This is a genomic window from Pseudomonas sp. 43(2021) (genome assembly GCF_017490805.1).
In the GTDB taxonomy this organism is placed as follows: Bacteria; Pseudomonadota; Gammaproteobacteria; order Pseudomonadales; family Pseudomonadaceae; genus Aquipseudomonas.
On record NZ_JAFGYJ010000041.1, the window covers coordinates 1 to 20,232 of the forward strand.

Below are 20,232 nucleotides of genomic sequence, written 5' to 3' on the forward strand. Positions count from 1 at the left end.
TGGACAAGGCACGGCAGTTGTTGCGCCAGACCGACATGAGTGTGCTGGAGGTGGGGGTGGCGTGCGGGTTCGAGTCGGCTTCGTACTTTACCCGCTGCTATCGGGCGCGTTACCAGCGTTGCCCGCGAAGAGGCCGGTACAGGCTTACTGCTGGCCGATGGACTGCAGGTACTCCGAGCGGTCATCACTGCGCTGCGCCACGCAGGTATCCCACGCCGCCTCGAACGCCTTGCTCCCGGGCTTCTCGGCGTAGGTCTCGACCTTGCAGTCGGCATCGCGCAGCTGCGCCCACAGCTTCTCGGCCGCGTCCATGCGCCCGACCAGCGCAGTGGCCTGGTCGCTTTCATCGGCATACTGGTCGCGGATGCGCTGGATCAGTTCGTCATACGCCGCTTTCAGCTCGCGCTCGGCGGTCTGCTTGTTGAACGCAGCGCAGGCGTAGGTCTGCTGGTCGGTCTCGACGTTGTCGCACGGGGTGCTTTCTTCCTCGCCGGCCTGGGCGCCCGATACGACAGCCAGCAGTACCAGCCATGCCATTGATTTCATCCGTTTTCTCCTCAACAGGCTGACGAATCGCTGGGATTCTCGCTCAGCCGACGGCAAGGCGGTAGCTCCCTGACGAAATGTTCATAAAGCCGCCGGAAACGTCGTTATCGAGACTGTCTCTCATCGCCAGACACCGCGCCAGAAGGCCTGTTGTCGCGCATTGACGCTTTCGGCAAACCCCCTGTCGTTTTTGCATCGGGGCGCCTTTGGGCACAGGCATATGCTGGCCCCAAAGCGCCGGCAATAAGGTTTGGCGCAAACCCATTCAATAAAAGGGGACAGCCTGATGAGCCCAGCCGAACTTCACGCCGACAGCATCGTCATCGACGGCCTGATCATTGCCAAATGGAACCGCGAGCTGTTCGAGGACATGCGCAAAGGCGGGCTGACTGCGGCCAACTGCACGGTGTCGGTCTGGGAAGGCTTCAAGGCGACCGTCGACAACATCGCTGCCAGCCAGAAGCTGATCCGCGAAAACAGCGACCTGGTGATGCCGGTGCGCACCACCGCCGACATCCGCAAGGCCAAGGAGCTGGGCAAGACTGGCATCCTCTTCGGCTTCCAGAACGCCCATGCGTTTGAAGACCAGATCGCCTACGTCGACGTGTTCAAGCAGTTGGGCGTGGGCATCGTGCAGATGTGCTACAACACCCAGAACCTGGTCGGCACCGGTTGCTACGAGCGTGATGGCGGCCTGTCGGGCTTCGGCCGCGAGATCGTCGCCGAAATGAACCGTGTCGGCATCATGTGCGACCTGTCCCACGTCGGCTCCAAGACTTCCGAAGAAGTCATCCTCGAGTCGAAAAAGCCGGTCTGCTACTCGCACTGCCTGCCGTCGGGCCTGAAAGAGCACCCGCGCAACAAGTCGGACGAAGAGCTGAAGTTCATCGCCGACCACGGTGGCTTCGTCGGCGTGACCATGTTCGCGCCGTTCCTGGCCAAGGGCATCGACTCGACCATCGACGACTACGCCGAGGCCATCGAGTACACCATGAACATCGTCGGTGAAGACGCCATCGGTATCGGTACCGACTTCACCCAGGGCCACGGCCAGGACTTCTTCGAGTACCTGACCCACGACAAGGGTTATGCCCGTCGCCTGACCAACTTCGGCAAGATCATCAACCCGCTGGGCATCCGCACCGTGGGCGAATTCCCCAACCTCACCGAAACCTTGCTCAAGCGCGGCCACTCCGAGCGCGTGGTGCGCAAGATCATGGGCGAGAACTGGGTCAACGTCCTCAAGGACGTGTGGGGCGAGTAAGCCGCTCTCCAAGCCTGAAAGCCCCTGCCAGCAACGCCGGGGCATCCCGATAAAAAATTTTATGGAGTTGAGTTTCCATGGCCAAGATCGCCCCGCAATTGCCAATCGAAGTCGACAGCGAGACCGGTGTCTGGACCAGCGACGCCCTGCCGATGCTGTATGTGCCACGCCATTTCTTCGTCAACAACCACATGGGCATCGAAGAAGTCCTGGGCGCTGACAAGTACGCCGAGATCCTCTACAAGGCCGGCTACAAGTCCGCCTGGCACTGGTGTGAAAAAGAAGCCGAGTGCCATGGCCTGGAAGGCGTGGCGGTGTTCGAGCACTACATGAAGCGCCTGAGCCAGCGCGGCTGGGGCCTGTTCGAGATCCAGGACATCGACCTCGACAAGGGCACCTGCAGCGTCAAGCTCAAGCACTCCGCGTTCGTGTACGTCTATGGCAAGTGCGGTCGCAAGGTCGACTACATGTTCACCGGCTGGTTCGCCGGCGCCATGGACCAGATTCTCGCTGCCCGCGGCAGCTCGATCCGCACCGTGGCCGAACAGGTCTATGGCGGGTCGGAAGAAGGCCACGAAGATGGCCTGTTCGTCGTCAAGCCGTTGTAAGCCGGAGATAGCGTCATGGCATTCGAAGCAATGTTCCAGCCGATCCAGATCGGCAAACTGACCATCCGCAACCGTGTGCTCAGCACCGCGCACGCCGAGGTCTACGCCACTGACGGCGGCATGACGACCGACCGCTACGTGAAGTACTACGAAGAAAAGGCCAAGGGCGGTATCGGCCTGGCGATCTGCGGCGGCTCGTCGGTGGTGGCCATCGACAGCCCGCAGGAATGGTGGTCGTCGGTCAACCTGTCGACCGACCGCATCATCCCGCACTTCCAGAACCTGGCCGACGCCATGCACAAGCATGGCGCCAAGATCATGATCCAGATTACCCACATGGGCCGTCGCTCGCGCTGGGACGGCTTCAACTGGCCGACCCTGATGTCGCCGTCGGGTATCCGTGAGCCCGTGCACCGCGCCACCTGCAAGACCATCGAGGTGGAAGAGATCTGGCGCGTGATCGGCAACTACGCGCAAGCTGCCCGCCGCGCCAAAGAAGGCGGCCTGGACGGCGTGGAACTGTCGGCCGTGCACCAGCACATGATCGACCAGTTCTGGAGCCCGCGTGTAAACAAACGTACCGACGAATGGGGCGGCACCTTCGAAGGCCGCATGAAGTTCGGCCTGGAAGTATTGAAAGCCGTGCGTGCCGAAGTCGGTGACGACTTCTGCGTGGGCATGCGCATCTGTGGTGACGAGTTCCACCCCGATGGCCTCAGCCACGAGGACATGAAGCAGATCGCCGCCTACTACGACGCCACCGGCATGATCGATTTCATCGGCGTGGTCGGCTCGGGTTGCGACACCCACAACACCCTGGCCAACGTCATCCCCAACATGAGCTACCCGCCGGAGCCGTTCCTGCACCTGGCCGCCGGCATCAAGGAAGTGGTCAAGGTCCCGGTGCTGCACGCGCAGAACATCAAGGACCCGAACCAGGCCACGCGCATCCTGGAAGGCGGCTATGTCGACATGGTCGGCATGACCCGTGCACACATCGCCGACCCGCACCTGATCGCCAAGATCAAGATGGGCCAGATCGACCAGATCAAGCAGTGCGTCGGCGCCAACTACTGCATCGACCGCCAGTATCAGGGCCTGGACGTGCTGTGCATCCAGAACGCCGCGACCTCCCGTGAATACATGGGGGTGCCGCACATCATCGAGAAAACCACCGGCGCCAAACGCAAGGTGGTGGTGGTGGGTGCCGGCCCTGCCGGTATGGAAGCGGCCCGCGTGGCTGCCGAACGCGGCCACGACGTGACCCTGTTCGAGAAGAAGGACCAGATCGGCGGGCAGATCACCATTGCTGCCAAGGCGCCGCAGCGTGACCAGATCGCCGGTATCACCCGCTGGTACCAGTTGGAACTGGCGCGCCTGAAGGTCGACCTGCGTCTGGGTACCGCTGCCGACGTGGCGACCATCCAGGACCTGCGTCCGGACATCATCGTGCTGGCGGTGGGCGGGCATTCGTTCCTTGAGCAGAACGAGCACTGGGGCGCCGCCGAAGGGCTGGTGGTCAGCAGCTGGGACGTGCTCGACGGCAAGGTTGCGCCGGGCAAGAACGTGCTGGTGTACGACACCATCTGCGAGTTCACCGGCATGTCGGTGGCCGATTTCATCGCCGACAAGGGCAGCCAGGTCGAGATCGTCACCGACGATATCAAGCCGGGCGTGGCCATGGGCGGTACCAGCTTCCCGACCTACTACCGCAGCATCTACCCGAAAGAAGTGATCATGACCGGCGACATGATGCTGGAAAAGGTCTATCGCGAGGGCGACAAGCTGGTGGCGGTGCTGGAGAACGAATACACCGGCGCCAAGGAAGAACGCGTGGTTGACCAGGTGGTGGTGGAGAACGGCGTGCGTCCTGACGAGCAGCTGTACTACGCGCTGAAGGAAGGTTCGCGCAACAAAGGCCAGATCGACGTGGAGGCGCTGTTCGCCATCAAGCCACAGCCGATCCTCAGCCAGCCGGGCGAAGGCTACCTGCTGTACCGCATCGGTGACTGCGTGGCCCAGCGCAACGTGCATGCGGCGATCTACGACGCCTTGCGCCTGTGCAAGGACTTCTGATCGCACTGGCATGAACACCGCCCCCGAGGGCGGGATTGGCCCCCTGTGGGAGCGGGTTTACCCGCGAATGCGTCAGCACTGACAACACCGTTGCCTGACCGGACGCATTCGCGGGTGAACCCGCTCCCACAGGGTCCGCGCCGCGCTTGAGAGTGGCGCAAGAATCCAGCTGTTGTGGGAGCCTCCCATGTTGAACACCCTTCTACCCATCCTGCTGTTCGCTGCCCTCGGCCTGGCGGTGCTCGGCGCCCTGCGCCGGGTGCGTATGTGGCGGCGTGGCCGGCCGTCCAAGGTCAACCTGATCGGCGGCCTGCTGGCCATGCCGCGCCGCTACCTGGTGGACCTGCACCATGTGGTCGAGCGCGACAAGTACATGTCCAAGACCCACGTGGCCACCGCAGGCGGCTTCGTGCTGTCGGCCGTGCTGGCCATCCTGGTGCACGGCTTCGGCCTGCAGAGCAAGATCCTCGGCTACGCGTTGCTGGTGGCCACGGTGATCATGTTCTGCGGCGCCATCTTCGTCTTCAAACGCCGCCTCAACCCGCCTTCGCGCCTGTCCAAGGGCCCGTGGATGCGCCTGCCGAAAAGCCTGCTGGCGTTCGCCGTCAGCTTCTTCGTCGCCACCTTGCCGGTCGCCGGCATCCTGCCGGCCAATACCGGTGGCTGGGTGATGGTCGGCATTCTCGGCCTGGGTGTGCTGTGGGGCGTGTCGGAGCTGTTCTTCGGCATGACCTGGGGCGGCCCGATGAAACACGCCTTCGCCGGTGCCCTGCACCTGGCCTGGCACCGTCGCGCCGAACGCTTTGGCGGCGGCCGCTCCACCGGCCTCAAGCCGCTGGACCTGGAAGACCCGAATGCGCCGCTGGGCGTGGAAAAGCCGGTGGACTTCACCTGGAACCAGCTGCTGGGCTTCGATGCCTGCGTGCAGTGCGGTAAATGTGAAGCCATGTGCCCGGCCTTCGCCGCCGGCCAGCCGCTGAACCCGAAAAAGCTTATCCAGGACATGGTCATCGGCCTGGCCGGCGGCACCGACGCGCAGTTCGCCGGCAGCCCGTACCCGGGCAAACCGATCGGCGAACACGGTGGCCACCCGCACCAGCCGATCGTCAATGGCCTGGTCGATGCCGAAACGCTGTGGTCGTGCACCACCTGCCGTGCCTGCGTCGAGGAATGCCCGATGATGATCGAGCACGTCGATGCCATCGTCGACATGCGCCGTCACCTCACCCTGGAAAAAGGCGCCACCCCGAACAAGGGCGCCGAAGTGCTGGACAACCTGATCGCCACCGACAACCCGGGCGGCTTCGCCCCCGGTGGCCGCATGAACTGGGCCGCCGACCTCAACCTGCGACTGCTGTCGGAGGTGAAAACCACCGAGGTGCTGTTCTGGGTCGGTGACGGTGCCTTCGACATGCGCAACCAACGTACCCTGCGCGCGTTCGTCAAAGTGCTCAAGGCTTCGGGCGTGGACTTTGCCGTGCTCGGCCTGGAAGAACGCGACAGCGGCGACGTGGCACGCCGCCTGGGCGACGAGGCGACCTTCCAGCAATTGGCCAAACGCAATATCCAGACCCTGGCCAAGTACAAGTTCCAGCGTATCGTTACCTGCGACCCGCACAGCTTCCATGTGCTCAAGAACGAGTACGGCGCCCTGGGCGGCGACTACCAGGTGCAGCACCACAGCACCTACATTGCCGAACTGATCGCGGCCAACAAGCTCAACCTCGGCCAGCACAAAGGTGGCAGTGTCACCTACCACGACCCGTGCTACCTGGGCCGTTACAACGGCGAGTACGAAGCCCCGCGTGCCGTGCTCAAGGCGCTAGGTATCGAGGTGCGCGAAATGGAGCGCTCGGGCTTCCGCTCGCGCTGCTGCGGCGGTGGCGGCGGTGCGCCGATCACCGACATCCCGGGCAAGCAGCGTATCCCCGACATGCGCATGGACGACATCCGCGAGACCGAGGCCGAGCTGGTGGCCGTGGGGTGCCCGCAGTGCACCGCGATGCTCGAAGGTGTTGTCGAACCGCGCCCACAGATCAAGGACCTGGCCGAGCTGGTGGCCGACGTGCTGATCGAAGAGGACGCGCCCTCTGCCCCAAAGCCGCAAACGGCCAAACGTGAACCTGCGGAGGTGCACTGATGAGCGACATTATTCGCCGCGACCCACGCGCCGAGTGGATCGCCCGTAACCGTCTGCACCCGCTGCATGCAGCGATGCAGATGCAGCAGACCAGCTGGATGGGGCCCAACGGCCTCATCCGCAAGAACCCCCATGCGATCGCCGCAGGCTTCATCGGCCCGGCCGGCATCAAGCGCATCGACCGCAGCGGCGCCCAGCAGGGCACCGCCGTGGGCGGGCGGCGCACGGCGGCGGCCGAGGTCAAGCTGCCGCTGCACCAGGTGCCGGCGCCGGCGTTCTACATTGCCGTGGTACCGGACATGGTCGGCGGCCGCCTGAGCAGCCACGACCGCGACTTGCTCGGCCTGGCCCACAGCCTGGCCGGCAGCGACGGTGCGGTGCTGGCGGTGGTGTTTGGCGAACACAAGGAAAGCAACTTTTCCACAGCCGGGGTCGACCGCCTGCTGGTCATCGAGGGCGAGGCTTTCGAAGGTTATGCACCGGAGCAACTGGTACAAGGCCTGCGGGCTGTGGATAACCAGTTCACTCCGCGCCACTGGCTGCTGCCAGACAGCCGCACTGGTGGCGGCGAACTGGGCCGGCGCCTGGGCGCAGCCCTGGGCGAGCGCCCGGCGACACGGGTATGGCAGGTCAAGGACGGCCAGTGCATCGGCCGTGCCGGTGCCGGCCAGCAAGACCTGCAGCGTGCCGTGCCACGCCTGATCCTGGCGGCGGCCGAGTGCGCCGAGCCGGTCAGCGAAACCCGTCACGAAGCCTTGCCCGTGGAGTTGTCCACAAGCGTGGCGCGCAGCCTGTCGCGCATCGAAGACCTCGGCTCGGTGGCCGTGGACCCGGCCACCATTGCCATGGCCGAGGCCGAGTTCATCGTTTCGGGCGGCAACGGCGTCAAGGACTGGGACCTGTACCACAAGGCTACCGCGGCCCTGGGTGCCACCGAGGGCGCCTCGCGGGTGGCGGTGGACGACGGTTTCATGCCGCGCAACCGCCAGGTGGGTGCTACTGGTACCTGGGTCACTGCGCGGGTCTACGTGGCTGTGGGTATCTCGGGCGCGATCCAGCACCTGCAGGGCATCGGCGCCTGCGACAAGGTGGTGGCGATCAACATGGACCCGGGCTGCGACATGATCAAACGGGCCGACCTGTCGGTGATTGGCGACAGTTCGGCGATTCTCAAGGCACTGATCGAGGCTGTGGACAACTACCGCAGCGGCGGCCAGCGCGACGCGGCATAAGGGCACGAGCATGAGTACGAAAGTGATCAGCCTGGTTTCCATCGGTGCCCACCCCAGTTCCGGTCGCGCCCGCCGCGCCGAGCAGGATGCCCGCGCCGTGGAGTTGGGTTTGCAGCTGGCTGGGGATAGCTTGCAGGTGGTGCATGCTGGCGACCCACGGGAAGAGGCGCTGCGTGCCTACCTGGGCATGGGCCTGGACCATCTGGACGTGCTGGAGCAGCCGGCCGGTGCCGATGTGCTGGGCGTGCTCGGGGATTACCTGCGCGACGCCGGGGCCCAGCTGGTGCTGACCGGCAGCCAGGCCGAGACCGGCGAGGGGTCGGGCATGTTGCCGTTCCTGCTGGCCGAAAAGCTTGGCTGGCCGTTGATTGTGGGGCTGGCCGAAGTGGAGTCGATCGACAACGGCACCGCCCAGGTGCTGCAAGCTTTGCCGCGTGGTCAGCGGCGTCGGCTGAAAGTGCGCCTGCCGCTGCTGGCGACTGTGGATAACGCAGCGCCCAAGCCGCGCCAGAGTGCTTTCGGGCCGGCGCGTCGGGGTGTACTGGCGGCGCGCAACGTGGCCATCGTCGAAGACGAACTGCTGGCCGAAGCCGAGCTGCAACCGGCCCGCCCACGGCCCAAGCGCTTGAAGGTGATCAAGGCCAAGAGCGGCGCTGACCGGATGAAGGCGGCAACCGCCAAGGCCAGTGGGGGCGGTGGCAAGGTGCTGAAGGACGTTTCGCCACAGGAAGGCGCCGAGGCCATCCTCAAGCTGCTGGTGGAAGAGGGCGTGTTGCGCTGAAAGCAGAGGCTTGGAGGTCTCTTTGTGGGGGCGGCCTTGTGTCGCGAAAGGGCCGCGCAGCGGCCCCAGCCATTTCTGCAGTGATGCAAAAACCTGGGGCTGCTGCGCAACCCTTTCGCGACACAAGGCCGCTCCCACATTCCATACACAGCATCGACCGAATGCTTTTGCCCACCAAATCTGTTCGCCAAGGTGTGGATAAAGTGTTGGCGCATGGCTGCAGCCCTTGTATTTCGTGCTCTTCAAGGTATTGATCAAAAAACGATCAAGCATTCTCCCAGCCTTCGCAGGCGTGCGCATCAGCATCCTCCTGATTTTGCCCACAATCGCTGTTAGCCGGTCTGTGGATAATCTGTTCGGTATCTGCTGTAAGCCACGCAGTCAAAGGTCTTGAAAGATTTGCTCAAAAAATGATCAATCTTGCCTGAATGCTGCTCGATCCTTGAAAATCCGGGCCTTGAGACGTTTATCCACAACCAGGTGGCAGAAAATTCATCGGTTGCTCACAAACTCTGTTGGTGTCTCTGTGGACAAGGTGTATGAACTCCGCTGCAGCCCAGTGAACATGAGGCCCTGGCCCATATGATCAAATAGTGATCAGTAGCCTGCCTGACATTTTTGCCAGTACGCAAATTTCCAACCAGCCATTACCGTGTCTGCAACTCTTCGTATTGTGGATAACTCATGGCAACACTTTTCGGCCCGCGTGCCTATTCGCCTTACGGCGCCATGAACGCAGCCCTCGCTCCTGGGCTGGCTTTTTGTGGACAGTATCGGGATCCATTGACTGGGAATTACCCGTTGGGAACCGGTCATCGCTTCTACAGCCCGACTCTGATGCGATTTCTGAGCCCTGATAGCCTCAGCCCATTTGGCCGCGGGGGCATCAATGTCTACGCATACTGTGGTGGTGAGCCAGTCAACCGGCACGATCCGACAGGCCGGTTTTTCGAAACGGCGGCCCTGACTTTACGAGGCTTGGGGATGGCATCGAATGCACTGACCTTGGGGTACAACTTCCTGGGGCCTTCACCAACCAATCGTCTTGGGCTTAACGCTGCACGAACGAGTACATTCGGCTCACTCTTGAGCTTGGGAAGTGCTGCGGCGCAATTCGCAGGCGTGGAGAGTGCAATTTTTGGGGCGAATGTCGGTACGGCGATAAGTCTGGCGGCAACCGGTGCACGCGCTATCAACGCTGCGGTCGGCCCTGGTAGCAGTCCCTTGAGGCAGGTAAAGAAGAACTTCGATTTACTGGCAGGGGGAATGCCGGCTGAGGTTGCTGCGGAAATTGCACTGGAAAGCGTGCAGACCCCGCCTCAGCGTGAACTGTCGGTGCGGCAATCTGAAATCAACCGTCCTGCTCCGGATGCATGGGGTTTTCAGGGCGATACGATGGGGGTTAGGCGACGACGGCATTCGAGGTGAATTGGAGGGGTCGTGTTTCAACCCCTCCACAGTTCAGTGCAATCGCTTACTGCGCCTGCACTTCCTTCAGATACGCCGCCGGCTCCGCCCCCAGGTTGTTCAGCAGACGCTGGCTGTACCAGTCAATGAAGTTGACCACGCCAAACTCGTAGGTCTTCGAGTACGGCCCTGGCTGGTAAGCGGTGGAGTTGATACCACGCTGGTTCTCTTCGGCCAAGCGACGGTCCTGGTCGTTGGTGGCGTCCCACACCTTGCGCATGCGCTCCGGGTCGTAATCGACACCTTCCACGGCATCCTTGTGCACCAGCCACTTGGTGGTGACCATGGTTTCCTGGGCGCTGATCGGCCACACGGTGAACACGATCATGTGGTCGCCCATGCAGTGGTTCCACGAGTGCGGCAGGTGCAGGATGCGCATCGAGCCGAGGTCCGGGTTCTTGATGCGGCCCATCAGCTTCTGGCAGGCCTGCTTGCCGTCCATGGTCATCGACACGGTGCCCTTGAGCAGCGGCATGCGCACGATGCGGTTACGCAGGCCGTGGCTCTTGTGCAGGTACGGGATCTTCTCGGCTTCCCAGGCGGCAGCGGAGGCGGCCACGTGGTCCTTGAATTCCTGGCTGGCGCGTGGGTCGTTGGTGTCGTCCCATTCCAGCAGGGTTTGCAGCAGCTCCGGGTGCGAACCGTTGCAGTGGTAGCACTCGCGGTTGTTTTCCAGCACCAGCTTCCAGTTGGCCTTTTCCATCAAGGTGGTTTGCACCGCCACCTTGGTGTTTTCCATGTCGTACGGTTCCATGTAGTGCTCGAGGGTAGCCAGGAACTCGTCGATGGCCGGCGGGTTTTCCGCCAGGCTGATGAAGATGTAGCCACCGGCGACCTTCACGTTCACCGGCTTCAGGCCGTACTGGTTCATGTCGAAGTCGGCACCCATTTCGGTACCGGCGAACAGCAGGCGACCGTCCAGTTCGTAGGTCCACTGGTGGTACGGGCAGACCAGCTTGGCCACCTTGCCCTTGTCGCTGACGCACAGACGCGAACCACGGTGGCGGCAGACGTTGTGGAAGGCATGCACTTTACCTTCGGCGCCACGCACCACGATGATCGGGTTCTTGCCGATCTGCAGGGTGATGTAGTTGCCCTTGGCCGGGATCTCGCAGGTCATGCCGGCGATCAGCCACTCCTTGTGGAAGATCTCCTGCATGTCGATCTGGAACAGACGCTCGTCGTTGTAGAAAGGCTGGGGCAGCGAGTAGGTGCGCTCGCGGGTCTGCAGCATCTCGGCGGTGGCCTTGCGTGCAGGTTCCAGTGGATCGCCCAGGCTCAGGGTTGCGGTGACGTCCATCGTGTATTCCTCGGGGCCGTGTGCGGCCGGCAAAAGGTGGCTAATCGTTGTTGTGGTGCCGCAAGGCTGCTCATCAAGAAACAGCATGTTCTTTTGCCGTGGAGTGTGCGTCCGAAGGCGCCATGAACCGTATCCATGGGCGACATGGCCGATTTGAATTACGACGCGCCAGCCCTTGCAGCACGGGGCTGGTCGCGATGAGCACGCCGATGTCGCTGGCAGGAATGTACGTCGTCTTCAGCTTGCGCATTATCCAAGCCATAAAAGGCCAATAGTCGGCTGCTGGAGATGAACATGTCCGATACCTTCCTCAATCCGGTCACTACCCAGACCTGGGCCAACGGCCGCCACATCGTGCGCTGCGTCAAGGTCATCCAGGAGACCTGGGACGTGCGCACGTTCTGCTTCATGGCCGACCAGCCGATCATGTTCTTCTTCAAGCCAGGGCAGTTCGTCACCCTTGAGCTGGAGATCGAAGGCAAGCCGGTGATGCGCTCCTACACCATCTCCAGTTCACCGTCGGTGCCCTACAGCTTCTCGATCACCGTCAAGCGTGTACCGGGCGGGCTGGTGTCCAACTTCCTCCACGACACCATGCACGAAGGCGCCGAGCTGCCGGTGCACGGCCCGGTGGGGCTGTTCAACGCCATCGACTTCCCGGCACAGAAGGTGCTGTACCTCTCGGGCGGTGTCGGTATCACCCCGGTCATGTCGATGGCGCGCTGGTTCTACGACACCAACGGCAATGTCGACATGGTATTCGTGCACAGCGCCCGTTCGCCGAAGGACATCATCTACCACCGCGAGCTGGAGCAGATGGCTTCGCGCATCCCCAACTTCAGCCTGCACATCATTTGCGAAAAGCATGGCCTGGGCGAGCCGTGGGCGGGTTACCGTGGCTACCTGAACCAGCGCCTGATGGAGCTGATCGCGCCGGACTACATGGACCGCGTGGTGTTCTGCTGTGGCCCGACACCCTACATGACTGCGGTCAAGCGCATGCTCGAAGCGGTCGGCTTCGACATGAAGAACTACCACGAGGAGTCGTTCGGTGCGACGCCGGCCGAAGCCAAGGCCGATGCGGTGGAGCACGCCGAGCAGGCAGCTGACGCGCCGGAGCTGGATGCGGCCGACCTCAATCTGGTGGAGTTCATCGGCAGCGAGAAGAGCATCCGCATCGCCCCGGGCGAGACCGTGCACGCGGCGGCGGCCAAAGTTGGCCTGATGATCCCGAAAGCCTGCGGCATGGGTATTTGCGGTACCTGCAAGGTGCTCAAGCTGGGCGGTGAAGTGGAGATGGAGCACAACGGCGGCATCACCGAAGAGGACGAAGCCGAGGGCTACATCCTGTCGTGCTGCAGCGTGCCGAAAGGGGATGTGCGGATCGATTACTGATCCGGGAATGCAGGGGGCTGCCTTGCAGCCCTTTCGCGACACAAGGCCGCTCCCACAAAGGCCCCGGTTACGCCGGTCAATGTGGGAGCGGCCTTGTGTCGCGATGGGCCGCAAAGCGGCCCCGGCTATCTGAAGTCAGGTGCGGAAGCGCGCCACCAACCCATTCAGATCCACAGCCAACCGCGACAACTCCGCACTCGCCGCACTGGTCTGATGCGCCCCGGTAGCACTCTGCACCGACAGGTCATTGATGTTCACCAGGTTGCGGTCCACTTCCCGCGCCACCTGCGCCTGCTCTTCCGCCGCACTGGCAATCACCAGGTTGCGCTCGTTGATCTGCGCCACCGCTCCGGCAATGGTGTCCAGCGCCATACCCGCGCCACGGGCAATATTGAGGGTGGACTCGGCGCGTTCGGTGCTGGTGCGCATCGATTCCACTGCCTCTTCCGTCCCCCCCTGAATACTGCCGATCATCCGCTCGATCTCACTGGTCGACTGCTGGGTACGATGAGCCAGCGCCCGTACCTCATCGGCCACTACGGCAAAACCACGGCCCGCCTCACCAGCGCGCGCTGCCTCGATCGCGGCATTGAGTGCCAGCAGGTTGGTCTGGTCGGCCAGGCCACGGATCACATCGAGTACCTTGCCGATATCACGCGACTGCTCAGCCAGGTGGGTGATCAGCGTGGCGGTGGCCTGCACGTCGCCGCTCATGCGTTCGATGGCGCCCACGGTTTCCATGACCAGGTCTCGGCCATCGCCGGCCGAGCGGCTGGCCTCGCTGGACGCTTCCGAAGTGCTCACTGCATTGCGCGCCACTTCTTCCACGGCACTGGTCATCTCGGTCACGGCGGTGGCTGCCTGCTCGATTTCGTTGTTCTGCTGCTGCAGGCCACGGGCGCTTTCGTCGGTGACGCTGTTGAGTTCTTCCGCCGCCGAGGCCAGCTGGGTGGCGGAGCCGGCAATCAGCTGCAGCGTGTCGCGCAGATTTTCCTGCATGCGGGCCATGGCCCGCAGCAGGCGGGCGGCTTCGTCGGTGCCTTCGGCGCTGATGATGTGGGTCAGGTCACCATCGGCGACTTGCTCGGCGCTCTTGAGTGCTTCTTCGATCGGTTTGACGATGCTGCGGGTCAGCAGGAAGGCGCAGAGCAAGGTCAGCACGGTGGCGGTGACCAGCAGGCTGATGACCAGGGTGAAGGCGGTGCTGTACTGGCTGGCAGCTGTCTGGTTGGTGGCGCGGGTCTGCTCGGTGTTGATGCGCACCAGGGTCTCCATGATCTTGTTGATCTGCTCGGAGTTGGCCAGCAGGTCGCGGTTGAGCAGGTCGCGCAGTTCGTCGAGGTTGCCGGCCTGGCTCAGGCTGCGCATGCGTGACTCCAGCTGGCGGTACTGGGTGAGCAGCTGGACGTACTGGTCGTACGCGGCCTGTTCGTCGGCGGCGCTGATCAGCGGCAGGTACGCCTGGCGGGCACGGTCGATCTCGAGGTTGCGCTGGTCCAGCAGGTTCAGGGTTTCCTGCTGGGTTTGCGGCTCGCGGTTCACCAGCAGGCGGTAGGAGAGGCTGCGCAGGCGCAGGTTCAGCGCACTGATCTCGTCGAGGACCTTGATGCTGGGCACGCTGATCTGCTCGATGACCAGACCGGCCTGGCGGATGTTGCCCATCTGCACCAGGGAGAAGATACCGAGGCCGAGCATCAGCAGGCCGATAAGGGCAAAGCCGAGCAACGCGCGCGGGGCGATATTCATGTTGCGTAATGACATGGTTTGGGCAGATCCAGGCTAGTGAAGGTGACGCACCCAGTGCGACGGAATATGACTCTCAGGGGTATCGGTCAGGTCGAGGCACGCTTGAGTGCGCTTGGCGAAAATTGTGCGACTGCTGTCGTTTCCTGACCGGCGGTTGACCCAGGTCGGAACAAGGGGGTGGTTCCTCTGTCAATCTGCGGGTTAGACACCTCGTGAATCCGATATTTAATGGCGATGGGCCGCACTTTTCTTTATCGTGTGCGCCCCTCGCAACAACCTGAGATAGACCCATGCTGGAAGCTTCCCTGAATCAAATCGAGCAACTGGTCAGCGACCTGATGCAGAAGAACGCTCAACTCACCGAGCAGAACACCGCCCTCGGCCAGGAACTGGCCCAGGCCAAGGAAGAGAACGAAACCCTGCAGCTGTCGCTGATGGAGCAGGAAGAGAAGAACGGCAGCACCGCCGCACGCCTGCAGGCGCTGCTCGAGCGCGCCAACGCCGGCGTCGTAGGCGCATGACACTGCGAGCGCAACCGATCAATGTCGTGTCGATCCTCGGCAACGACTATTCGATCAAGGCGCCTGAAGGCCAGGAAGCTACCCTGGCCCAGGCGGTGCAAATGCTCAACACGGCGCTGGCCCAGACCAAGCGTCAGTACCCGACCCTGATCGGCGACAAGCTGCTGGTGCTGGCCGCGCTGAACCTGTGTTCGCGACAGATCGAGTTGCAGGATGAGCACCGCAGGACGCTGGAGCGTACCCAGGCGCAGATTGACGCCACGGTGGACGCCATCGTGCGGACCATTGCCGAACAATAAGGCCCTGCACTGGCCCCTGTGGGAGCGGGTTTACCCGCGAATACGTCAGTGGCTTCACCATCGCATTCGCGGGTGAACCCGCTCCCACAGGGGCGGCGGCTTGCTTCAGAGCACTGGATTAACTGGATACGCAAGTGTATACACTTTCCGCAAAACAATAATGTGCGGGGAGTAGGGGCATGCGTATCTGGCGTAAGAGCATCCAGTGGCAGTTGATCACCAGCATGGGCGCCGCCTTGCTGGCGAGCATCCTGGTGGTGGTCATCATCTTCACGGTGGCGCTCAACCGCCTCACCGAACGCTACCTGGTCGATACTGCGTTGCCCGCCAGTATCGAGGCCATACGCAATGATATCGAACGCATGCTAGGCCAGCCGCTGGTGGCGGCGGCGGACATTGCCGGCAACACCCTGCTGCGCGACTGGCTTGCCGCCGGTGAAGACCCTGACCAAGCCGCTTCATTCATCGAGTACCTGGCCGCCGCCAAGCAGCGCAACCAGGCCTTCACCACTCTGTTCGTCTCGACCGAAACCGGCCATTACTACAGCGAGAATGGCCTGGACCGCACCCTAAGTCGCAGTAACCCGAAGGACAAATGGTTCTACGGCTACATCGACAGCGGCGCCGAGCGCCTGATCAATATCGACATCGACGGTGCCACGGGTGAGTTGGCGCTGTTCATCGACTATCGCGTGGAAAAGAATGGCCAACTGGTCGGCGTGGCCGGCATGGGCCTGCGCATGACCGAGCTGTCGAAGCTGATCCATGACTTCAACTTTGGCGAGCACGGCAAGGTGTTCCTGGTGCGTAACGATGGCCTGATCCAGGTTCACCCGGACGCTGCCTTGAGCGGCAAACGCCAGCTCACCGAACAGCTCGGCGCGGATGCGGCCAAGGCGCTGATGACCGGCGGCGAAGGCCTGCGCAGCAGCCGCTTCAGCCGTGATGGCGAAAGCTACCTGGCGCTCGGCCTGCCCCTGCGCGACCTCAACTGGACCTTGGTGGCCGAGGTGCCCGAGGGGGAGATCTACGCACAAATGCATCAGGCGGTATGGCTGACCAGCCTGATCGGTGGTGCCGTGGCGCTGGTGTCGCTGCTGCTGGTGGTGGTGCTGGCGCGTGGCCTGGTGCGGCCGATCCGGCGCGTCACTGCGGCGTTGGTGCAGATCGGCAGTGGCGCGGGTGACCTCAGCCACCGGCTGGACGATTCACGTCAGGACGAACTGGGCGACCTGGCGCGTGGCTTCAACCGCTTCCTCGACAGCCAGCGCCGGCTGATCGGCGAGGTACTGCACACCTCCGAGCGGCTGCACCAGGCGGTCGAGCAGGTGACGCAGGTGGTGGACAACACCGCCGAGCGTTCCGGGCGTCAGCAGGAAATGACCGAAATGGTCGCCACTGCCGTGCACGAAATGGGCTTGACCGTGCAGGACATTGCCCGCAACGCCGGCGATGCGGCGCAGGCCTCGCAGTCGGCGCGGGATGAAGCGTTGCAGGCGCGTGAGGTGGTGCAACGCTCGATTCGGGGTATCGAGGGTATGTCGGGTGATATCGGCAAGGCGGCCGATGCGGTCAGCCAGTTGGCCGACGAAGTAGCCTCGATCGATGAAGTTCTCGCGGTAATCCGTAGCATTTCCGAGCAGACCAACCTGCTGGCGCTGAATGCCGCCATCGAGGCGGCCAGGGCGGGGGAGATGGGCCGCGGGTTTGCCGTGGTGGCTGATGAGGTGCGTACGTTGGCCCGGCGCACGCAGCTGTCCACCGACGAAGTGCAGCAGATGATCCAGCGCCTGAAACAGGGCGCAGGTTCGGCGGTGAGTTCGATGCAGGCAGGGCAGCAGGCGACGGGTAGTGGGGTGGAGTCGAGCCAGCGTACTGGGGTGTCGTTGGGTGCGATTACCGATCAGGTCGAGCACATCAGCGATATGAACCATCAGGTGGCCACGGCGACCGAAGAGCAGTCGGCGGTGACCGAGGAGATCAACCGGACCGTGCAGGGGATTTCCGACCTGGCGCGGGAGACGGCGGCAGAGGTGCGGGGATGCCGCGAGGAATGCCAGGCGTTGCGTGGCTTGGCGGATGACCTGGCGCGGCAGATGGGTGGGTTCAGGCTTTAGATCAGTGTTGGCTTCTTCGCGGGTAAACCCGCTCCCACAGGTTCATCACAGGCCTTGAAACCTGCGCGATCCCTGTGGGAGCGGGTTTACCCGCGAATGCGGCCTGTCAGGCGCCGATGATGCTGCGGATATCCGCCGCCAGCTCGCGCACCCGTTCTTCCTCGGTATCCCACGAGCACATGAACCGCGCCCCGCCGCTTCCAATGAAGGTATAGAAGCGCCAGCCCCTGCCGCGCAGTGCTTCGATGGCGTGCTCCGGCATCTGCAGGAACACCCCGTTGGCCTCCACCGGGAACATCAGTTCCACCCCCGGCAAGTCACTCACCAGCGAGGCGAGCAACTGCGCGCAATGGTTGGCGTGATTGCCATGACGCAGCCAGGCGCCATCTTCCAGCAGGCCCACCCAAGGCGCCGACAAGAAACGCATCTTCGACGCCAGTTGCCCGGCCTGCTTGCAGCGGTAGTCGAAGTCCTCGGCCAGTTGGCGGTTGAAGAACAGGATCGCCTCGCCCACCGCCATGCCGTTCTTGGTGCCGCCAAAGCACAGCACATCGACGCCGGCCTTCCAGGTCAGCTCGGCCGGGCTGCAGCCCAGGAACGAGCAGGCATTGCTAAAGCGCGCGCCGTCCATGTGCAGGTTAAGGCCCAGCTCCTTGCAGGTGGCGCTGATCGCCTTCAGCTCGTCGGGGCGATAGACGGTGCCCACCTCGGTGGCCTGGGTAATGGTCACGACCCGTGGTTTGGGGTAGTGGATGTCCTGGCGCTTCAGCGCCACTTCGCGGATCGACTGCGGCGTCAGCTTGCCGTTGACGCTGGGCGCAGTCAGCAGCTTGGAGCCGTTGGAGAAAAACTCTGGCGCACCGCACTCGTCGGTTTCGACGTGGGCGGTCTCGGAGCAGATCACGCTGTGGTAGCTCTGGCACAGCGAGGCCAGGGCCAGGGAGTTGGCGGCGGTGCCGTTGAAGGCGAAGAACACCTCGCAGTCGGTTTCGAACAGGTTGCGGAAGTATTGCGCGGCGCGTTCGGTCCACTGGTCGTCGCCGTAGGCGCGGTCGTGGCCGTGGTTGGCCTTCTCCATGGCCGCCCAGGCTTCGGGGCAGATACCGGAATAGTTGTCGCTGGCGAATTGTTGGCTCTTATCTGTCATGACACTGTCCTGTGAACGACGCAGATCAGCACTCTAAACCATCGATTCAGCAGTTGCCTATACAAGCGGTGCAGCGTTTGATTTCGGCATTGCCTGTACTGGCCTCTTCGCGGCTAAAGCCGCTCCCACAGGGATATTGCAAGCATTGAAGCACCGCCGTACCTGTGGGAGCGGGTTCACCCGCGAAAGGGCCGGCACGGGCGACACAAAAGCGAATGTCGTAAACGCGCCATTGCAAGGCGTGCGCAGGCATCTGACCTGCCCCGGCCAGTCATAACATCGCCACAAAGGGCCGCAGTGCCCCACGACAAAAAACGATCGCTGCCGGGAGATACACGATGTTCAGCAAGCAAGACCAGATCCAGGGTTACGACGATGCACTGCTGGCGGCGATGAATGCCGAAGAACAGCGCCAGGAAGACCACATCGAGCTGATCGCCTCGGAAAACTACACCTCCAAGCGCGTGATGCAGGCCCAAGGCAGCGGCCTGACCAACAAGTACGCCGAAGGCTACCCGGGCAAGCGCTACTACGGTGGCTGCGAGCACGTGGACAAGGTGGAAGCCCTGGCCATCGAACGCGCCAAGCAGCTGTTCGGTGCCGACTACGCCAACGTCCAGCCGCACTCCGGCTCCTCGGCCAACGGTGCCGTCTACCTGGCCCTGCTGCAGGCCGGTGACACCATCCTCGGCATGAGCCTGGCCCACGGCGGCCACCTGACCCACGGCGCCAAGGTGTCGTCCTCGGGCAAGCTGTACAACGCTGTGCAATACGGCATCGACACCACCACCGGCCTGATCGACTACGACGAAGTCGAGCGCCTGGCTGTCGAGCACAAGCCGAAAATGATCGTTGCCGGCTTCTCGGCCTACTCCAAGACCCTCGACTTCCCGCGCTTCCGCGCCATCGCCGACAAGGTCGGTGCGCTGCTGTTCGTCGACATGGCCCACGTAGCCGGCCTGGTTGCCGCTGGCCTGTACCCGAACCCGATCCCGTTCGCCGACGTAGTCACCACTACCACCCATAAGACCCTGCGCGGTCCGCGTGGTGGCCTGATCCTGGCCAAGGCCAACGAAGAGATCGAGAAGAAGCTCAACGCCGCCGTATTCCCGGGCGCCCAGGGTGGCCCGCTGATGCACGTGATCGCCGCCAAGGCCGTGTGCTTCAAGGAAGCGCTGGAACCTGAGTTCAAGAGCTACCAGAAGCAAGTCATCGAAAACGCCCAGGCCATGGCCCAGGTGTTCATCGACCGTGGCTATGACGTGGTCTCCGGCGGTACCGACAACCACCTGTTCCTGGTCAGCCTGATTCGCCAGGGCCTGACCGGTAAGGATGCCGACGCAGCCCTGGGCCGCGCGCACATCACCGTCAACAAGAACGCCGTGCCGAACGACCCGCAGTCGCCGTTCGTCACCTCGGGCCTGCGCATCGGCACCCCGGCCGTCACCACCCGTGGCTTCAAGGTCGCGCAATGTGTAGCCCTGGCCGGCTGGATCTGCGACATCCTCGACAACCTCGGTGACGCAGACGTCGAAGCCGATGTGGCGAAGAACGTCGCGGCCCTGTGCGCAGATTTCCCTGTTTACCGCTGAG

Annotated in this window: 17 protein-coding genes and 1 pseudogene; 13 read left to right on the top strand and 5 right to left on the bottom strand. The window is 63.1% G+C overall.

The features are described from left to right. A pseudogene (locus tag J5M71_RS24600) lies at positions 1–128 on the top strand (helix-turn-helix domain-containing protein); the annotation flags it as partial. Positions 129–144: 16 nt separating this feature from the next. Here the strand turns inward: J5M71_RS24600 and J5M71_RS24605 are convergent. Continuing rightward, positions 145–546, bottom strand: coding sequence for a lysozyme inhibitor LprI family protein (locus tag J5M71_RS24605; protein ID WP_087501963.1), 402 nt, complete (start codon positions 544–546; stop codon positions 145–147). 286 nt (positions 547–832) lie between these two features. Between J5M71_RS24605 and J5M71_RS24610 the strand changes: the two genes are divergently transcribed. From J5M71_RS24610 to J5M71_RS29670, 7 genes are all read left to right on the top strand, one after another. Further along, positions 833–1,810 carry a dipeptidase gene (locus J5M71_RS24610; protein ID WP_023382781.1) on the top strand — a complete coding sequence of 326 codons (978 nt, stop codon included), beginning with the start codon at positions 833–835 and terminating at the stop codon, positions 1,808–1,810. Positions 1,811–1,887: 77 nt separating this feature from the next. Next, complete coding sequence (locus J5M71_RS24615) at positions 1,888–2,418, top strand: DUF5943 domain-containing protein (RefSeq protein WP_046614486.1); 531 nt, start codon at positions 1,888–1,890, stop codon at positions 2,416–2,418. A gap of 15 nt (positions 2,419–2,433) precedes the next feature. Next, a complete protein-coding gene (gene dgcA, locus J5M71_RS24620; protein ID WP_170027867.1) occupies positions 2,434–4,494 on the top strand; it encodes a dimethylglycine demethylation protein DgcA in 2,061 nt (686 codons plus the stop codon). A 187-nt stretch (positions 4,495–4,681) separates the two neighbouring features. Beyond that, the gene (gene dgcB / locus J5M71_RS24625; RefSeq protein WP_207837957.1) at positions 4,682–6,634 is read left to right on the top strand and encodes a dimethylglycine demethylation protein DgcB; all 1,953 of its coding nucleotides are present in this window, start codon (positions 4,682–4,684) and stop codon (positions 6,632–6,634) included. Continuing rightward, positions 6,634–7,866 (top strand): electron transfer flavoprotein subunit alpha/FixB family protein, encoded by a 1,233-nt coding sequence (locus J5M71_RS24630; protein ID WP_207837959.1) that lies wholly within the window; start codon positions 6,634–6,636, stop codon positions 7,864–7,866. The genes dgcB and J5M71_RS24630 overlap by 1 nt, the downstream gene beginning before the upstream one ends. Positions 7,867–7,876: 10 nt before the next feature. Then, entirely contained in the window at positions 7,877–8,647 is a 771-nt protein-coding gene (locus tag J5M71_RS24635; RefSeq protein ID WP_207837961.1) for an electron transfer flavoprotein subunit beta, read from the top strand. Between the two features lie 684 nt (positions 8,648–9,331). Beyond that, positions 9,332–10,075, top strand: coding sequence for an RHS repeat-associated core domain-containing protein (locus tag J5M71_RS29670; RefSeq protein WP_207837963.1), 744 nt, complete (start codon positions 9,332–9,334; stop codon positions 10,073–10,075). Positions 10,076–10,121: 46 nt separating this feature from the next. Here the strand turns inward: J5M71_RS29670 and gbcA are convergent, their stop codons facing one another. Together gbcA and J5M71_RS24650 are read right to left on the bottom strand one after the other, a co-directional pair. After that, positions 10,122–11,414, bottom strand: a complete 1,293-nt coding sequence (gene gbcA, locus J5M71_RS24645; protein ID WP_207837965.1) for a glycine-betaine demethylase subunit GbcA — start codon at positions 11,412–11,414, stop codon at positions 10,122–10,124. 73 nt (positions 11,415–11,487) lie between these two features. After that, entirely contained in the window at positions 11,488–11,664 is a 177-nt protein-coding gene (locus tag J5M71_RS24650) for a protein GbcA (RefSeq protein WP_243434334.1), read from the bottom strand. A 44-nt stretch (positions 11,665–11,708) separates the two neighbouring features. Here J5M71_RS24650 and gbcB point away from each other — a divergent pair, with 44 nt between their 5' ends. Then, positions 11,709–12,809, top strand: coding sequence for a glycine-betaine demethylase subunit GbcB (gene gbcB / locus J5M71_RS24655; RefSeq protein ID WP_063914511.1), 1,101 nt, complete (start codon positions 11,709–11,711; stop codon positions 12,807–12,809). Between the two features lie 135 nt (positions 12,810–12,944). Here the strand turns inward: gbcB and J5M71_RS24660 are convergent, their stop codons facing one another. Next, complete coding sequence (locus J5M71_RS24660; protein WP_207837968.1) at positions 12,945–14,570, bottom strand: methyl-accepting chemotaxis protein; 1,626 nt, start codon at positions 14,568–14,570, stop codon at positions 12,945–12,947. A gap of 275 nt (positions 14,571–14,845) precedes the next feature. Here J5M71_RS24660 and J5M71_RS24665 point away from each other — a divergent pair, with 275 nt between their 5' ends. The 3 genes from J5M71_RS24665 to mcpH all read left to right on the top strand — a co-directional run bounded on the left by J5M71_RS24665 (position 14,846) and on the right by mcpH (position 17,492). Beyond that, positions 14,846–15,076 (top strand): hypothetical protein, encoded by a 231-nt coding sequence (locus J5M71_RS24665; protein ID WP_025337390.1) that lies wholly within the window; start codon positions 14,846–14,848, stop codon positions 15,074–15,076. Beyond that, positions 15,073–15,375, top strand: a complete 303-nt coding sequence (locus tag J5M71_RS24670; protein ID WP_144170219.1) for a cell division protein ZapA — start codon at positions 15,073–15,075, stop codon at positions 15,373–15,375. The genes J5M71_RS24665 and J5M71_RS24670 overlap by 4 nt, the downstream gene beginning before the upstream one ends. A gap of 179 nt (positions 15,376–15,554) precedes the next feature. Then, positions 15,555–17,492, top strand: coding sequence for a methyl-accepting chemotaxis protein McpH (mcpH, locus tag J5M71_RS24675; protein ID WP_207837969.1), 1,938 nt, complete (start codon positions 15,555–15,557; stop codon positions 17,490–17,492). 106 nt (positions 17,493–17,598) lie between these two features. On the opposite strand, the gene J5M71_RS24680 is transcribed toward mcpH, so the two are convergent. Continuing rightward, the gene (locus tag J5M71_RS24680) at positions 17,599–18,639 is read right to left on the bottom strand and encodes a low specificity L-threonine aldolase (protein WP_207837970.1); all 1,041 of its coding nucleotides are present in this window, start codon (positions 18,637–18,639) and stop codon (positions 17,599–17,601) included. A 338-nt stretch (positions 18,640–18,977) separates the two neighbouring features. Between J5M71_RS24680 and J5M71_RS24685 the strand changes: the two genes are divergently transcribed. Beyond that, positions 18,978–20,231 carry a serine hydroxymethyltransferase gene (locus tag J5M71_RS24685; protein ID WP_207837971.1) on the top strand — a complete coding sequence of 418 codons (1,254 nt, stop codon included), beginning with the start codon at positions 18,978–18,980 and terminating at the stop codon, positions 20,229–20,231. Position 20,232 lies beyond the last annotated feature (1 nt).

Bases quoted from the DNA above. Each gene is read 5' to 3' on its own strand.
- J5M71_RS24610 (WP_023382781.1), top strand. From the start codon at position 833: ATGAGCCCAGCCGAACTTCACGCCGACAGCATCGTCATCGACGGCCTG.
- J5M71_RS24605 (WP_087501963.1), bottom strand. From the start codon at position 546: ATGAAATCAATGGCATGGCTGGTACTGCTGGCTGTCGTATCGGGCGCC.
- J5M71_RS24635 (WP_207837961.1), top strand. From the start codon at position 7,877: ATGAGTACGAAAGTGATCAGCCTGGTTTCCATCGGTGCCCACCCCAGT.
- J5M71_RS24665 (WP_025337390.1), top strand. From the start codon at position 14,846: ATGCTGGAAGCTTCCCTGAATCAAATCGAGCAACTGGTCAGCGACCTG.
- mcpH (WP_207837969.1), top strand. From the start codon at position 15,555: ATGCGTATCTGGCGTAAGAGCATCCAGTGGCAGTTGATCACCAGCATG.
- J5M71_RS24680 (WP_207837970.1), bottom strand. From the start codon at position 18,639: ATGACAGATAAGAGCCAACAATTCGCCAGCGACAACTATTCCGGTATC.
- dgcA (WP_170027867.1), top strand. From the start codon at position 2,434: ATGGCATTCGAAGCAATGTTCCAGCCGATCCAGATCGGCAAACTGACC.
- gbcB (WP_063914511.1), top strand. From the start codon at position 11,709: ATGTCCGATACCTTCCTCAATCCGGTCACTACCCAGACCTGGGCCAAC.
- dgcB (WP_207837957.1), top strand. From the start codon at position 4,682: ATGTTGAACACCCTTCTACCCATCCTGCTGTTCGCTGCCCTCGGCCTG.
- gbcA (WP_207837965.1), bottom strand. From the start codon at position 11,414: ATGGACGTCACCGCAACCCTGAGCCTGGGCGATCCACTGGAACCTGCA.
- J5M71_RS24630 (WP_207837959.1), top strand. From the start codon at position 6,634: ATGAGCGACATTATTCGCCGCGACCCACGCGCCGAGTGGATCGCCCGT.
- J5M71_RS24685 (WP_207837971.1), top strand. From the start codon at position 18,978: ATGTTCAGCAAGCAAGACCAGATCCAGGGTTACGACGATGCACTGCTG.
- J5M71_RS29670 (WP_207837963.1), top strand. From the start codon at position 9,332: ATGGCAACACTTTTCGGCCCGCGTGCCTATTCGCCTTACGGCGCCATG.
- J5M71_RS24650 (WP_243434334.1), bottom strand. From the start codon at position 11,664: ATGCGCAAGCTGAAGACGACGTACATTCCTGCCAGCGACATCGGCGTG.
- J5M71_RS24670 (WP_144170219.1), top strand. From the start codon at position 15,073: ATGACACTGCGAGCGCAACCGATCAATGTCGTGTCGATCCTCGGCAAC.
- J5M71_RS24660 (WP_207837968.1), bottom strand. From the start codon at position 14,570: ATGTCATTACGCAACATGAATATCGCCCCGCGCGCGTTGCTCGGCTTT.
- J5M71_RS24615 (WP_046614486.1), top strand. From the start codon at position 1,888: ATGGCCAAGATCGCCCCGCAATTGCCAATCGAAGTCGACAGCGAGACC.